This window comes from Micromonospora olivasterospora (assembly GCF_007830265.1).
GTDB classification, from domain to species: domain Bacteria; phylum Actinomycetota; class Actinomycetes; order Mycobacteriales; family Micromonosporaceae; genus Micromonospora; species Micromonospora olivasterospora.
In genome coordinates, this window is the sequence record NZ_VLKE01000001.1 from 5,359,262 (window position 1) to 5,374,874 (window position 15,613).

Below are 15,613 nucleotides of genomic sequence, written 5' to 3' on the forward strand. Positions count from 1 at the left end.
CCTTTCGAGAGTGCTGTCGAAGGTTCACTCGAAAGATCACGCGATGGCCGCGCTCTATGCCGGACAGGCTGTCCGGCGATCACGCCAACCGCGTTACACCACTATCAGGGACGCCACTAAGCGGAGTTCCTGGTCTCGAGGGTGTCTTGGAGTGACTCACCTCAATACCGGAACTCCGCTTCTGTTTGCCTGAGCGACACACCCCTCGACAGCCGCCACAACGCCTTAACCGAGCGACGTTGTATCTAGACGTCCCCCACTGACCGGGCCAGCCACGCCAGACACTCGGTAGAACCCCGCACGATCGGCACTGCCGTCACCTGCGGATTGCTCCACGGGTGCTCCTCAAGCAGATACATCTCCAGTCCGGGATATTCGGCGGCGGTGGTGAAGAACAGCACCTGCCACTCCTCGCCGGTGCCCTGCTCCCCGAGATGCCAGAACACGCTCGTTACCGGCCCCACCACCTGGGCGCTGGCCGCGAGCCTGCCCGCCACTGCGCCCTCAGCGAGCCGCACGGCCGCCTCGCGGGTGGGCGTGGCCGTGGCCACCTGCACGAAATCACTCACCCGCCCAACCCTACTGATTCGCCCGACCGTCCGCGGACAGCGCGGACGGTCGGCGGACGCGCCCAACCTGGATAAGCACCGCCAGCCGTCCGTAGCGTCCTGGCTACGGGCGGCGGCGGGCGGTCCTTCCCGGCACCCCGATACCCGATAGGGGTCGCACCCTGCCGCCGCCCTCCCCGGCTACGACGAGGGAGGCGATCCGGTGGCGATCTGGTCCAAGCTGCGTGACATCGTGCGGTGGCTGCTGCGGCGGTCCGACCCGCCCCCGCCGCCCGGCGTTGGGCAGCGCCACCAGGCCGCCGAGCAGGCAGCCGCGCGGCAGCGGCTCCTCGACCAGGCCCAGCGGCTGCGGGACACCCGCTGGTACTGCGAGTCGACGCAGATCGTCCCGACCGTGCGGATGACCCTGGGCCAGCTCACCTGCTATGGGACGAGGGGCGAGCGGTGAGCCGCGTCGAGGATCGTCGAAGCCCATCTGTCGGGCCCACCGGCGGTTCCCGTCCATGACCATGGCGACGTGCTGTGGGCGTGAGGCACCGGCCAGCCGGGCTCGGAGGCGGCGGGCGTAGACCTGGTGGGCCGCGCGACGTACGAGCTGCAACATGATCAGATGAAAGCACCTCGGAGCTTCCCACGGTGACCCGAACCCGCTCGTGAACGCACAACGCCGCTTACGGGCCGGGTGCCCTTCGCCCGCAGCGGCTTGCGCGACCTCGTCCTGACGGTCGGCTGCGGCTCCTGATTCAGGAGGTAGCACCTACTCCGACTGGCGCGACGGACTGAGCCAGGCGAGAGGTTGTCCGCTCAGTGCGGCGCCGGCGAGGCGACGGGCAGAGGCGGTCTTAAGCGCAGCGCGGGAGCTGTCGATCCATCGCTGGACGTTGTCGATGCCCTGGTGGCGGTATTCGACGGCTTGGACGAGGCATTCGAGTTTGTCGGCGTCGCGGGCCACGACAGCCTCCAGGGTTTCGCCGGTTTCGTATTCGGCGACGGCGGCGGTGATGACCTCGGCGACGGCTGGTGGACAGTCGGCGACCTGGTCGGCGGTGACGGCGGCGTTGGGTGCGGCGGTGAGGTAGCGCTTGGCAATGTGGGGGATGTCGGTGATCCGGGTCTCCTGAGTGTCGTGCAGGACACAGAGCATGGAGACCCGGCCGGGGTCGGCGCCTTCCATGGCGGCCAGCATCATGCCGATGAGCGCCGTGCGGAAGGAGTGTTCGGCGATGGTTTCGGGCTGCTTGACGCCGGCGAACCACCAGCCGGTGCGAGCCGCCCGCTTGAGTACGCCGGCCTCGAAAATGAAGCTCATCGCCCCGGCGGCGTCGTGGTCGTCGCTCATCTGCCCGTCCCTGTGCCGGTGAGTCCGTCTGCTCGCAGGCTGTAGACGATAGACGTTAGTTCACGCCGGGATTGCGCGGAGACGCCACCGCTGTCCAGTAGGGCGGTACTGCGTTCGAGGAGCGTTCGTCCGGTATCGGGTTCATCGAGTGCGAGGCCGCGTCGTGCGGTGAGCAGGGCCCAGACGTTGTGGATGTTGAGGTCCACGAACGGGTGGCTGGCATCGAGGCGCTGGACCAGGTGGCGAAGCAGTCGGGAGCCTCGCCACCCGGAGAGGGGAGCGGGCATGAAGGAGTCATCGCGTTGGCGGTAGGGGATCTCGCCGACCCAGTAGGCCGAGTAGTTCAGGGCCGCGCGTTCGCATGCGTCGTCCGGGTGCGCACGGGCGATGAAGTCCCGCAGTGGCTCGGGGTTTCCCTGGTTCGCGAGCGAGGTGACCACCGAGCGGGCGTCGGGCCACAGTGGCGACCAGGTGCGGACGGCGATTGCCCGATGTGCCCGCCTGGCGCAGCTATGGGCGAGCCATGCGGCGCATGTTCCGGTGGGGTCCATGCCGGCCAGGAAGCAGGCTTGCCGATGGAGCAGGACGTTCGGCTGACGTCCGGCGGCGGAGCGCTCGGCGAGCACGTGCAAATGCCTGAAGAACACACGCTGCTGATCGGCGGGCAGGAGCGGACCGAAGGCCACAGGACCACGTCGGCGTTGAGGCGCCGCCGGACGGTACCGGCTCGACCCGGCGACCGTGGACGTCGACGTGTGGACCCTTCGCGACCTGATGCGCGCCGCGACCATCGCAACGGGACCGCGCCGCCGGGAACTGCTCACCGCCGCCTGCGACATCTACACCGCGCCCCTCGCCGACGGCCAGGACTACGAGTGGTTGCAGCCACACCGCGAGACGGTCCGCCGCTGGGGGACCGAAGCCCAGCTGCTACTGGCCGATGACCTGCTCGACAGCAATCCGCAGACCGCATCCGACCTGCTCGACAAGGCCATCGGCCTCGACCGGTACAACGAGGCCCTCTACGCCAAGGCGATGCATGCCCGCCACGCTCTCGGCGACGCAGACGGCATCCGCACCCTCCTGCGCGCCCTGACCAAAGCCCTCGCCGACCTCGACGCCGAACCACAGGATGACACGATCACGCTGGCCACCCAGCTCCGCACCAGCTTGGACGAGAAGTGACCGCCAGGCGCCCCGATCTGCCCCGCCTGCTGCCCGCGCTGGCGCTCGTGCCGGTCCTGCGCTGGGCCATCGCCGTGCACAGCGTGCCCAACGGCCAGCCATGGCGCGTGCCGGCAACCGCTGTGGTCGCAGGCCATCCTCCCACCTGGCCGCTGTACCAGACGCGGCCAATGGGTCGGTATCCCCGTACACGATCGAGGCAGCCGCCGCCCTGGCCGCCATCGCGTTTCCGCTAACCGGGCGACCCGGCTGGGTACTAGCAGAGTGAGCCCTCGATCGCGCCTGAAGATGGCCGCCCCCATCCAGGAAGCAGTACCAGACGCTGCCGGACAAGACCGGTCCCCGGCTGCTTGAGGACGTCCGCGCCGGCCTCGCCCTCGACGACGTTCAGCTGGTCTTCGCAACCTCCCAGCCACGCATCATCAACTTCTTCGCCGAGGTCCTCCCCGTCCGGGCCGGCGGCGGCGCCATGCGGTGGGCCCAGGTGGGCGGCCGGGTCGGAGCGGGTGTCGCTGGCGTGGGGCCTGCCACCAGTTGAGGTGGGCGGCGCGGGTGAGCGCGCTGGTCCTCGCGGAGGGCGGGCATGACCCCGCCCCAACGCCTTGAAGTGCCGCTGCGGGTTGGTCGATCAGGTGGTGGGTCTGATCTGGCATGGGCCTGCTCGACGGCTCGGGTCGGGGGTGAGGCCCCGCTCGGACCCGGGGCGGGGTCTGGGTGTGTGGTGGCGCACGTGTGGGCGGGGATGGCTGGTGTCGCCGGTGTCGACTACCGTCATTTTACGGTGAGGGTGCGTGGCTCTCGGCGATCAACACTGCTGGTGGTGGTGGGCGTCGGCCGGGTCGTGAGGCGAGGTGTGGGGGTTTTGGCCGCCGGGTGGGCGACGGTGCCGAGGTTATCGCCGGCGAGGTGGTCGGGGCTGGGGTGGGCGGTCCGCGGGGCTGGCTGATCCGTACTGGGCGCCCTTGGTTCGGGGGCGGGGAAGGAGCGTTGCGCGTTGGCCGCCGCCTTTCCGACCCTTGAGCTCAGTGGGAGCTTGTTGCAGGCTTTGGAAGCGTTCACCGGGATGAGGGTGTCCCGGGCGAAGTTGCCGTTGTTGTGGGATGACATCGGCACGCTGGAAGCGCTGGCGCATCGGGTGCGTACGGTGCTGGGTCCGTTGCTGGAGCAGACGGTCAGGGCGGTCCGGCAGGCGGGGGAGGGTGAGGCCTTCGACCGGTTCGTGGCGCAGACCGCTCCGTTTGTGAGGAAGATGGCCGAGACGGCCGACCTGATGCTCGCCGTGGTCGATGCGGAGAAGAAGTTCTTCGTGGAGACGGAGGTCGGCAAGCGTACGGCGTTGGCCATGTTCAACTTCATGATTGCCGAGTTCGCTGTCGCCGCGGCGATGTGGTTCTGGAACCCGGTGGGGGCGGCGGCGCACATCGCGCAGACGCGGACGATCATTCAGGCGATTCTGCGTTCGGCGTTGGTGCGGTCGGCGGCGAGTGGCACGGCGATGCAGATGTTGTTCATGCCGGGTTCTGCGTTGCTGGCCGAGGTGTCGATGATGACCGGTGGTCTGCAGCCGGGGGTGAACTGGTCGACGGTCGGTAAGCAGGCGGCGTTCGCGGGGGCGGCGGCGTTCCTGGGCACGGTGGGCGGGCCGGCGTTGGGCAAGGTCGCTGGTGCTGTCGCTGGCGCGGTCGGCAAGCTGGGCGTGTCGGATGCCACCAAGCATCTGTTGACCGATGTGCTGTCGCGGCCGGTGACGGAGACCCTCGGGGAGGGGCTGTTCGGTATCGGTGCCGGCTTGATGGTCGATGGGTACTACGACTTCGAGCAGAATCTTGGTGCGGACCTTGGGTCCGGGGCGATTTCGGGGGCAGGGGGATCGGCCGCGGCCCTGGCGGGGGCCGCGGCCGGTCGCGCCGTGCACCTGCCCCGGGTGCAGGTGCCGCATATCGCGTTCACGGCGGACGGTAAGCCGGTCATGCCGGTGGGGCCGACACCGGTGGGTGGGGACATGTCCACCGGGTACCAGGCTGGGGTCGACGACCCGAAGCCTGCGGTGACCGGCGCGCAGGCCCCGCCGCCCCCGCCCGTGCCGCTGCTGCCGGCGTCGAACCTGCCCACGCCGAAGCTGGACCTGCCCGCGCCGAAGCTGGATCTGTCGGTGCCGTCGTGGTCGGTGTCGAACCTGTCGATGCCGGCTGCGCCGGTGCCTGAGTGGGTCGCGGCAGCGGGTGGGCCGGTGGTGGAGCAGTGGCATGGGTTCCAGCAGGATCTGGCGGACCGCTACGGTGGGTTGTTGGCCGGGACGGGGCAGGCGCGGCAGTTCCTGGCGGGGCTTCCCGTGCCGGTCGAGCAGGTGTTCACCGAGTGGGCCGACGCCCGGCAGGGTGATCCGGCCGTGCCCGTTTTCCTGTCTCAGGTCGGTCTGCCCGCCACCGCTCTCACCGGCCAGTTCCTGTTCGGTGTCCGGGACCGGGCGGTCGCCCGGGTCACGGAAACCCTCGCGGGGCAGGTCCCGGCGGGTGGGCAGGTCCCGGCGGCGGTACGCCCCGAGCAGGTCGTCGCGGCGCTGCCCGGGGAGTTCGACCGGCAGGCGTTGCGTTCGATCGCGCACCTGGCCGTCGGGCACCACGTCGACCAGTACTTCACCACGGGCGCACCGGCGACCGCGCCACTGCCAGGCGGCGTCGTCCCGCCAGGCGGCGTCATCCCGCCGGGGGGCGCTGGCGTGCCGGGGCTGCTGGTGTGCCGGGGGGTTCCGGGGCGGCGGCGCCACCGTCGGAGGTCGTGCGCGCCGCGGTCGAGCGGGACGTGCGGGCCCACGTGGAGCGGAGCCTCGCCCCGGTCCTCGGCGCCACCCCACTACCCGCCGCACCACTGACCGCACCACTGACCGTGCCGTCGGCTGCGGTGGCCAGGCCCGACGCCGCGCAGGTCAACGCCGTGGCGGACGTGGTCCGGCAGGCGGTCACCGACCTGCCCGCCCGGGTCACGGCTGCGGCCATCCCCGACACCACCGCACCGCACACCATCCCTTCCAGCACGGACACCCCGGCACACCGGCGTACCGGCGTGCCGCCGGTGCCGGTGACTCCCGAGCAGCACACCGCAGCAGCGACCAGCCTGGCAGAAACCCAGTTCACCGACCTGGCCCGCAAGTACGGCGTCGTCGCCCCGGCCAGCCACGACATTCTCGCCGGATCCTTCCAACAGGACTGGGTCAACGGATACCACCAGGTACTCGCCCAGGCCACCGGCAACACCACGCCCGCCACCCCCAACGTGCCGGGCACGTCCGGGGTGCCGGCCACGCCCAGCGCGCCGGGTGCGCCGGGCACTCCGGGCACGGCTGGGACGCCGGGCACGCCGGAGGCTGCCGGCGTCCGTAGCATGGTGCCGGCTGGCGCTGCCTCCCGCGCCGATGACACGCCGATCCACCACAACGCCACCGCCGACGCCAACGCCAGCGGCCGTGACAGTGACAGTGACATGTCTGTCGCCAGCGATGACGTGTTCAGCAACCTCGACACCAGCGACACAATGTCGATCAGTGACGTGTCCTCGCCGGACGAGTCGCTTGGTGGGGTGCCCGGTAAGCACGGTCTCAGCGACGCGGATTCGTCGCGGGATGAACCGGTCAGTGGCGACCCCGGCAGACACGGCGAGCCTGCTGTCGCGGCAACCGGGCAGGCCGTTGCGGCAACTGGGCAGGCCGTCGGGATGTTCGAGTCCGGGCAGCGGGTCGCTAACTGGGCCGCTGCGGAGCAGGCGCGTGCCGGCAGCGGTGACCTGTGGTGGTGCGTGGCGGCCACGCTCGATGTGTTCCACACCGTGTACAAGCGGTTGGGCAACCGGGTGGTGTTCGACGACCGGATCATCGGGCCGGACGGCCGGCTCGCGCCCACCATGGGCTGGCCGCAACTGTTGGAGATCCTCGACACGGTGCCCGAGCGTGTCGCCCACCCGGACGGGGTCGCGGGAGGGGACGTGCTGGCCGCGTTGCGGGCGGCGCCGGGGTCGATGGTGGTGGTCAGGGCCGCGCCACCGAACGAACCGCAGCACGTGTTCGCCCTCCACAGCCAGCCACAAAAATCCGGGCCGCCGAGGATCCAGGTGCGGGACCCTCTGCTGCCCGGCGCCGCCGACCGACCCGAGCCGGACGACCCGATACGTGATCCGTGGCTGCGACACCTGTTCGCATCCAGCACCCGGGTGGCCGCGTTCGACGGGAACGGTCGACCCGCCACCATCACCGACCTGCTCGGCCAGAGCACCGGCCATCCGCAACCGACAACCACGACCGGCACCGACACCGGCGCGTTCCTGCTCGCCTCCACCAGCCCGCCACGCGGCCCGTCCCACGCGATGCTCACCACCTCCACCGACCCGGCCGACTCTTCAAGCGGCGGACTGCCATCCGATCCAGCGGGCAACGGCGATCCGCCTGGTCCTGGCCTGGCGTCTGGTGATCAGGAATTCCAGAACGTATGGGACCCGGATCTGGATGGGATGGATCTGGACACACCAAAGCTCGACGAGTGGGGGCCGCTGCAGGACACCGAACAGGTCCAGTCCCCGCTGTCCGGAATGCCAGGGGTGGATGTCGCGTGGGTGCCGTTGGGGGTGGGGGACAACGCGACCGTGGCGGTCCCGCAACAGCGGGATGCGGGAGACCACGACCCGTCTCATCTTGACCCGGAACTTCTTGACCCGGCATTCGTGGAGGATCTGTGGATGCCGTACCTGGACCTGGACCCGGACCCGGACCTGGGTGTGGGTCTAGGTCCGGGAGGGGTGGAACTGTCGGCGCTGCCGCCCGGCTGGGGGTGGACGCCACCGGACGGCACCGAACAGGTCGATTCTTTGTACCCGCCGTCTGGGGTGCCGGAGGTGGATGTCGCGTGGGCGCCGTCGGTGGTGGGGGACGACGTGACCGCGCCGGACGATCGGGATACGGAAGATCACAACCTGTCTTCTCTTGACCCGGCGCTTCTTAACCCGGCATTCACCCAGGATCTATCGATGCCGGACCCGGCCCCGGCCCCGGCCCCGGACCCGGCCCCGGACCCAGATCTGGATCTGGACCCGGATCTTGTTCTGGACCTGGACCTGGATCTTGTTCTGGACCTGGACCCGGATCTGGTTCTGGATCTGGATGGTGTGGATGGGGTTGGCCGGCCGGTGTTGGAGTTCGCGGTGCCGGCTGATGGGTATTGCGTTTTGTCGGCGTTCGTTGTCGCTGATCCGGTGTGGGTGCGGGACGTGTTGGCGCAGGCAGGGGTGCTGCCGGCGGATCTGTATGAGTGGCTGTCCGGTCCTGAGCGGGTGCGCGTCAGTGTGGGGCGGATGGCTGGCGTGGTGCCGGCCGGGTCTGAGTTGGCGCGGGTGAACGAGTTGTTGCAGGCCCATGTCGTGTCGTACCTGGACACCCGTTTCGGGTGGTTGCCGGCCGATGTGGTGGTGCAGCGGCGGCATCTGCCGCAGGGGGAGCCGTGGCGGCAGGTGCGGGAGCTCAGCGATGGGCAGGTGTTGGCGCGGCTGAGTGATCGTCTCGGCGACCAGGGCGTCTCGGCGGGCCGTGTTGTCACCGAGGCGGCTTTCCTGGATGCGGGGCGGATCAGGCAGCGGTATGACGAGGCGCGTGCGGAGTTGATCGGGTTGAAGCAAAATCCAGGCCCAGTGACAGATGTGCCGCAGGAGCAGTTGGACTTCGTCAACGGGCGCGGCCGGGGTTTCCCGGTGGCGTTGTTGGCGCCGGAGCCGGCCCGTGACTATCTGGCCCACGTGTTGAGCACGTCTGACGGGCCGCTCGAGGCGGACGAGTTTGCCGAGGTCGTCGACACGGTGGCCAATTGGGACCGTCGGTGGGCCGGGCCGGGCGGGGAGTTCCTGCTGCCGTTGCTGGCCCACGCCACCGGTAGCCGGATCACGGTGTTGCAGCGCACCGGGCGGGGGGTGAGCCCGGTGGCGGTGTTCGGGCCGCGGGACGGCCGGCGGGTCGACCTGTACTACGTCGCGGCCGACCCGGCGAACCCCACCCACCACAACCACTACAACGCCGCTGTTCCCGCTGCTGTCCCGTTACCATCGGTGCCGGCCGAGCTGCCGCGGTCAGACGAGTGGGACCGGTTGTTCACGCGATTCTCCAGCGTGATGGGGCTGCCAGGAGCTGAGGATGTGCGCCGTAGTCTGCAGGCGCAGTTCGACCTCATCATCGACAGAACCAACTTCGCTGAAGCGAACGGCCTGTCCCCGGAGGACGTTCACCGGCTGCGGCAGGCCCTGGACACGCGCGGGACGTCCGTTCCCCACCTCAAGGGGGCGCTGCTACGCCTGATGTCCGAGGTGTACGAGGTCAACATCACCCTGGCCTCGGCCGCGTCGGGATTCCACGACAACTATGGTTTCGCACCCGGGTATCAGAGGATGGTCGCACTGGGCTACCCCGACACTCGGATCACGTCCGGCCCGGCATCTCCGCACACGCGATCCACACCGATCCGTACCGGCCAATCGGCAAGCCCGCACCCCACACCGCAGCCGCCCCCAGCGGCCTCCACCACCAAGGCGCCACTACCAGAACCGCCAGATCACGTGGTCACTTGGCGGCCCGGCGAGGACGGGCCCGCCACCCTCCGCGAATACCTGAAGACGCTGGAAGAAAAGGGTGAACTCCCCGACCGGGTATCCCTGCCTGAAAAGAAAAAGTTGGGGCGGGGGATGGCCGCATGGGTGAAAGCCTGGGCACAGGGACTACAGGGTAAGAGCGCCCCCGACGGCCACCCCTACACCCTGGATGAGGTAGCCGAACTATCCGGCAACCTGATCGACAAGACATCGGTCGGGAGATATTGGCGGGAGGCGGCGCCGCCGCTGCCCCCACCACCAGATCACGTGGTCACTTGGCGGCCCAGCACGGATGGGCCCGCCACCCTCCGCGAATACCTGAAGAGGCTGGAAGAAAAGGGTGAACTCCCCGACCGGGTATCCCTGACCCCCGACAGAAAGGGGAAGCTGGGGCCGGGGATGGCCGCATGGGTGAAAGCCTGGGCACAGGGACTACAGGGTAAGCCCGCCCCCGACGGCCACCCCTACACCGAGGATGAGGTAGCCGAACTATCCGGCAAACTGATCACCCAAGAATCGGTCGGGAAATATTGGCGGGAGGCGGCGCCGCTGCCCCCACCACCAGATCACGTGGTCACATGGGGGCCCGGCAAGGACGGGCCCGCCACCCTCCGCGCATACCTGAAGAGGCTGGAAGAAAAGGGTGAACTCCCCGACCGGGTATCCCTGACTCCCGACAGAAAGGGGAAGTTGGGGCCGGGGATGGCCGCATGGGTGAAAGCCTGGGCACAGGGACTACAGGGTAAGCCCGCCCCCGACGGCCACCCCTACACCGAGGATGAGGTAGCCGAACTATCCGGCAAACTGATCACCCAAGAATCGGTCAGGAGTTATTGGCGGGAGGCGGCGCCGCCCCCTCCGCCAGATCACGTGGTCACATGGCGGCCCAGCAAGGACGGGCCCGCCACCCTCCGCGCATACCTGAAGACGCTGGAAGAAAAGGGTGAACTCCCCGACGGGGTATCCCTGCCCAAAAAGAAAAACTTGGGGCGGGGGATGGCCGCATGGGTGAAAGCCTGGGCACAGGGACTACAGGGTAAGCCCGCCCCCGACGGCCACCCCTACACCCAGGATGAGGTAGCCGAACTATCCGGCAAACTGATCGCCCAAGAATCGGTCGGGAAGTATTGGCGGGAGGCGGCGCCGCCGCTGCCCCCACCACCAGATCACGTGGTCACTTGGCGGCCCGGCAAGGACGGGCCCGCCACCCTCCGCGCATACCTGAAGAGGCTGGAAGAAAAGGGTGAACTCCCCGACCGGGTATCCCTGACCCCCGACAGACAGGGGAGGCTGGGGCCGGGGATGGCCGCATGGGTGAAAGCCTGGGCACAGGGCTGTAAGACCGCCCCCGACGGCCACCGCTACACCCAGGGTGAGGTAGCCACACTATCCGGCAAACTGATCACCCGAGAATCGGTCAGGAGATATTGGCTGGAGGAGGCGCCGCCGCTGCCCCCACCGCCAGATCACGTGGTCACTTGGCGGCCCGGCAAGGACGGGCCCGCCACCCTCCGCGAATACCTGAAGACGCTGGAAGAAAAGGGTGAACTCCCTGACCGGGTATCCCTGACCCCCGACAGACAGGGGAGGCTGGGGCCGGGGATGGCCGCATGGGTGAAAGCCTGGGCACAGGGCTGTAAGACCGCCCCCGACGGCCACCCCTACACCGAGGATGAGGTAGCCACACTATCCGGCAAACTGATCAGCCAAGAATCGGTCGGGAGATATTGGCGGGAGGCGGCGCCGCCGCTCCCTCCACCGCCACCCGGAACGGGTCAAGGTCTTGAGTTGCCATTTGATTTACACCTTCTGCTTTAGTTTTAGTTCTTGAGTTTCACGGGCCTTGGGGGTTTCCTGACGCTCATGTCACCGGGGATCATCTACTGTAGTTGATCTTTAGGGCGCGGGGTTGAGTGTCTGGCCGGGCGCGCAGCATTCGCCCCGGATGTCTCTGTCGGCAGAGGACCATTTGACGACAGGTACGGAACGGAGCCAATGGATCACTCCCGACCACGGGAATCCGGCCCGCCGATCCAATACAGGCCGATCCGAGTCGACGACAGCGTTTGACGACAGTTGGATCAGCGGTGTCCCCTGACGCTTCCGTGGGTGGGTAACGCAGGTCACTACGAGCGCACGCCGTTCTCTGCATAGGTTTCTGGCTTGTCGAAGGCTGAAACCGCAGGTCAGGAGAACGGCGTGCGTTCTGCAAGGATATGGCGGCAGTTGCTGGGTGTCGGACGAACGGTCGTGGAGAGGATCGAGTTCGACGAGCAGGCGGGCCTGCTGGTAGCGCATGTGCGCCCGGGGTAGGGTTGCTGCGCGCCGGTGTGGGCGTTGTGGTCGCCGTGGCGGGTGGTACGACCGGGGTGAGGGTCGGCGGCGGTGGCGGAGTCTGGATCTGGGTCCGGTTCAGGCGGTGCTTGAGGCGGATGCGCCGCGGGTGAACTGCCGCGAGCATGGTCCGACCGTGATCGGGGTGCCGTGGGCTCGGCACGGTGCCGGGCACACGCTGATGTTTGATGATCAGGTGGCGTGGCTGGCGGTGCACACCTCCAAGACTGCGGTAGCCGAGTTGATGCGTATCGCGTGGCGCACGGTCGGGGCGATCGTGGCTCGGGTCGGCGGGGACGCGCGGCAGGCTGGTGACCGGCTGGCCGGGCTCAGGCGTATCGGCATCGATGAGTTGTCCTACGTGGTCGACGGCGACGCCGAGGGCGTCGAGGACCTCGCGCCCGGGAAGATCATGTTCGCCACCAGCGAGGCGCTCGGCCGGGTGGTCCGAGTCGAGCGGAAGGGCGGCGACAGGGCCGTCACGCTGGCCCCGGTGGAGTTGACCGACAGTTCGAAGCTGGGGCTGACCGCGCAGCACTCGACGGCCGCGGCGGGCCTCAAGGTCGACTTCGACATCCAGTTGCTGGTCCGGAACCTGCGCGTCTCGGGGGACATCCGGGTGACCAACGGCGTCGTGCCGCATCCGTCGTTCCGCGTCGACGGAATCGAGGGACTGGCCGTTACGGTCGCCGCCGGCGCGCAGGGCGGGTTGAGCGACAACAAGAAGGCGAAGATCGAGGTCAAGGAGCCCATCATCATCGGGGGATTCCCCGCGACCCTCAAGCCGACGTTCAAGTTCCTCGTCGAGACGGCGTTCACGGCGAAGAACGGCAACCTCAAGGCCACCGGCCGGTGGGGGCTCGCCGGCCCGATCGGGTACGCCGGCGCGTCCGTCCTGGCGCCCACCTTCTCGGTGCAGAAGAGCATCGTGGACTCCCTGCGTGGCGTGTCGATCGGCGTCGAGGCGATCGTCGTGGTGGCCGAGTTCCGCTTCGGATTCATGATCGGCCTGCCGGTCGCGGGCGCCGGGCCGTTCGTCGGTGTCGTGGCCTCGCTCGGACTCACGAACGGGTCGGCGGCGGGCCGGGTGGGACTGCCGCTGGCCGGGCCGGCCGTGAAGTGCCGAGGATCGACGCTGGTCCTGGCCGTCCGGGCGGGCGAGGGCATCAGTATGTCGGAACCGCTGGCCAAGGCGATCAAGGAGGTGCTGAAGGTCGAGATCCCGCAGGAGGCGGACTTCCTGAAGAAGGACATCGTCAACCGCACCGTCGTGGAGCCCGACGTGCCTCTGTGTCGAGGCTGAGCCGATGCCGATTCGACCTGAATTGGGACGTATTGCCGGGTAAGGTACTCCTCGACCACAACGTCTCAGGTGCAGGATGATCGCATGGACCCTTGGCAGTCGATCGACGAGTTGATCGTGAAGCGTCGCATCCTTCCCGCGATGCAGGCGATCCGCGAGGTCGAGGAATGCGGCCTGCAGCGGGCGATCGAGGTCTTCGACGAGCGGTCCGAGTTCCTCCGGCGGACCAGGCCGGACGACTTCGCGGTGTCCCGCGAGGAGCACGGCCAGCGCGTCCACCGCTGAGCAGGGCCGGCCGAGGCGCCGCTGTCGTGGCTCCGCCACATCGGTTCCGGCTCGTCGAGCACGGTCAGTCGGCGGGCCGCACCGCTGCCCGTCGTCGCCCCGAGCGACGTGACCACCTGGAGCATGCACGCCCGGGCCGCGTCGACCGACACGGCACCTGCCGTCACGGCTGCCCGCAGGTTCCGGCCGGGCAGTTCCCTCTCGATCGTCACCGCGTGGCAGCGCACCTCGCCGCTCCCTCCATCCCCTCGCCGAGCAGGTCGAACCGCCGGTGACCCTGCCGCTCGAAGTGCTTCTTCAGGCGCTCGGGCGGCAACGGCGAGAGTCGAGGGCTCCTCCCGGGGTGCGCATTGGTCACCTCATCGTTACGATGTGTCAACACTTTTCGGGGAGAGAAGAGGTTGGTTCCGCGTGCGCTGTCCCGCTGCCCGCTCCACACCGACCCTCCGTCGGCCCCGTTCCAGGGCCGCTCCCCGGCCGTGACCGCCCGCCCCGGCTGAGTCCGTTCGCGGCCGGTCGGGCGGTCGCCGGTCGTCGCCGCCGCCCCGGGCCGTACGGGATCCCGGAGCGTTCCGGGTGGACGCTCCTGGTCCCGTCCGCGCCCACGCCCGCCGCGCATGTCCGATGGCGTCCCCGAGGCGCGACGCGTACCCCGAGATCGGAGAGATGGTGATCCACGTCGTCGTGGCCGAGGACATGCGACTGCTCCGCAGCGCCGTGTGCGCGGGGCTGTCGGCCGAGCAGGACATCGAGATCCTCGCCGACGCGGAGTGCGTCGCCGCGCTGTGGGGCGTACTGCGCCGCGACCACCCCGACGTGCTGCTGTTGGAGTTGGGTCCGGAGGCCCCGGACGCGGCGGTCCTGGTGGCCAAGGTGATCGCCGAGGCCCCGGGGACGGCCGTGCTGGCGCTGAGTCGCCGCTGGAGCCTGCCGCTGGTGGAGGCGGCCCTGGGTGCGGGGGCGCGCGGCCTGGTCAGTAAGGACGTGGCACTGGCCGACCTGGTGCACGCGATCCGGGCGACCGCCGCCGGGGAGCGGGTGATCGACCCCGCGGCGGCCGTGGCCGTGCTGAGTCCGTCCCCCAGTCCGCTGACCCGTCGGGAGTTGGAGGTGCTGTGGGTCGCCGCCGAGGGGTTGCCGCTGAAGGAGATCGCCCACCGGCTGTTCCTGGCGCACGGGACGGTGCGCAACCACCTGTCGGCGATCCTGCAGAAGACCGGCGCCCGCAACCGGATGGAGGCGGTCCGGCTGGCGCAGCGGGAGGGCTGGCTGTGATCGCCGGGAGCGCTTTCGCCGCCCTGGCTCCGCTCGCCGCGCGGAGTCAATCGAAGCGTGTTTAAATGTTGACCATCCGTCATGTTGCTGGAGATGCCCGGGAAAGGTCCATGGTGATCCGTACCCTGCTCGCCCTCGACGGTGCCCTGGTCAGGGGCGCGTTGTCGCTCGTTCTCGCCGCCGAGGAGGACATCCACGTGGTGGCGGAGGTGGGCCGCGGCGACGCGGTCGACCAGGCGGTCGATGCGCGCCGGCCCGACGTCGCGGTGGTCGACCTCGACCTGATCGCGGGCGGCACGGCCACGGCCGGCCGGTGCCCCCTGCTGGTGCTCGCCGACCGGCGTCACGCCCGAGGACTGCGCGGGTTGCTCACCCCCGGCCGTACGGTCGGCATCCTGGGCACCGAGGTTCCGCCGCAACGGGTGGTCGACGGCATCCGGCGGCTGGCGCGGCGCGAGGCGGTGGTCGACGCCGACCTCGTCATGGCGGCGCTCGCCACCGACAACCCGCTGACCGACCGGGAGACCGAGGTGCTGCGGCTGACCGCCGAGGGCGCCCCGGTCGACGAGGTGGCGGGGTCGCTGCGGCTGTCCTCCGGCACGGTGCGCAACCACCTGAGGCGGATCGCGCGCAAGACCGGGGCCCGGACCCGGGTGGAGGCCGTCCGGGTGGCCCGCGACTCCGGCTGGATCTGACGGGCCAGCC

Annotated in this window: 9 protein-coding genes and 3 pseudogenes; 8 read left to right on the forward strand and 4 right to left on the reverse strand. The window is 69.3% G+C overall.

Translation table 11 applies throughout. The annotated features are described in order from the left end of the window. Positions 1-245: 245 nt before the first annotated feature. Positions 246-569, reverse strand: coding sequence for a divalent-cation tolerance protein CutA (gene cutA, locus JD77_RS24605; RefSeq protein WP_211372654.1), 324 nt, complete (start codon positions 567-569; stop codon positions 246-248). A gap of 202 nt (positions 570-771) precedes the next feature. Between cutA and JD77_RS24610 the strand changes: the two genes are divergently transcribed. Continuing rightward, positions 772-1,017, forward strand: a complete 246-nt coding sequence (locus JD77_RS24610; protein WP_246140901.1) for a hypothetical protein — start codon at positions 772-774, stop codon at positions 1,015-1,017. Here JD77_RS24610 and JD77_RS34075 read toward each other — a convergent pair. From JD77_RS34075 to JD77_RS24620, 3 genes and pseudogenes are all read right to left on the reverse strand, one after another. After that, positions 1,018-1,173 (reverse strand): annotated as a pseudogene (locus JD77_RS34075) (isoprenyl transferase); the annotation flags it as partial. A 153-nt stretch (positions 1,174-1,326) separates the two neighbouring features. Next, entirely contained in the window at positions 1,327-1,908 is a 582-nt protein-coding gene (locus JD77_RS24615) for an HD domain-containing protein (protein ID WP_145776370.1), read from the reverse strand. After that, a pseudogene (locus tag JD77_RS24620) lies at positions 1,905-2,606 on the reverse strand (transcriptional regulator); the annotation flags it as partial. The pseudogene JD77_RS24620 and the gene JD77_RS24615, both read right to left, overlap by 4 nt. Before the next feature lie 43 nt (positions 2,607-2,649). On the opposite strand from JD77_RS24620, the gene JD77_RS24625 reads away from it, so the two are divergent. The 7 genes and pseudogenes from JD77_RS24625 (at position 2,650) to JD77_RS24655 (ending at position 15,603) form a co-directional block, all read left to right on the forward strand. Beyond that, positions 2,650-3,093 (forward strand): bacterial transcriptional activator domain-containing protein, encoded by a 444-nt coding sequence (locus JD77_RS24625; protein ID WP_246140903.1) that lies wholly within the window; start codon positions 2,650-2,652, stop codon positions 3,091-3,093. 1,036 nt (positions 3,094-4,129) lie between these two features. Continuing rightward, the gene (locus JD77_RS24630) at positions 4,130-5,965 is read left to right on the forward strand and encodes a hypothetical protein (RefSeq protein WP_211372655.1); all 1,836 of its coding nucleotides are present in this window, start codon (positions 4,130-4,132) and stop codon (positions 5,963-5,965) included. Next, positions 5,872-11,529: a hypothetical protein gene (locus JD77_RS32990; protein ID WP_211372656.1), complete on the forward strand. Its 5,658-nt coding sequence runs from the start codon at positions 5,872-5,874 to the stop codon at positions 11,527-11,529. The genes JD77_RS24630 and JD77_RS32990 overlap by 94 nt, the downstream gene beginning before the upstream one ends. A 381-nt stretch (positions 11,530-11,910) precedes the next feature. Next, positions 11,911-12,454, forward strand: a pseudogene (locus tag JD77_RS34080) (helix-turn-helix domain-containing protein); the annotation flags it as partial. Between the two features lie 978 nt (positions 12,455-13,432). Further along, complete coding sequence (locus JD77_RS24645) at positions 13,433-13,633, forward strand: hypothetical protein (protein WP_145776372.1); 201 nt, start codon at positions 13,433-13,435, stop codon at positions 13,631-13,633. Positions 13,634-14,257: 624 nt separating this feature from the next. Next, a complete protein-coding gene (locus JD77_RS24650; RefSeq protein WP_246140906.1) occupies positions 14,258-14,908 on the forward strand; it encodes a response regulator transcription factor in 651 nt (216 codons plus the stop codon). 110 nt (positions 14,909-15,018) lie between these two features. Next, positions 15,019-15,603, forward strand: coding sequence for a response regulator transcription factor (locus JD77_RS24655; protein ID WP_246140908.1), 585 nt, complete (start codon positions 15,019-15,021; stop codon positions 15,601-15,603). Positions 15,604-15,613 lie beyond the last annotated feature (10 nt).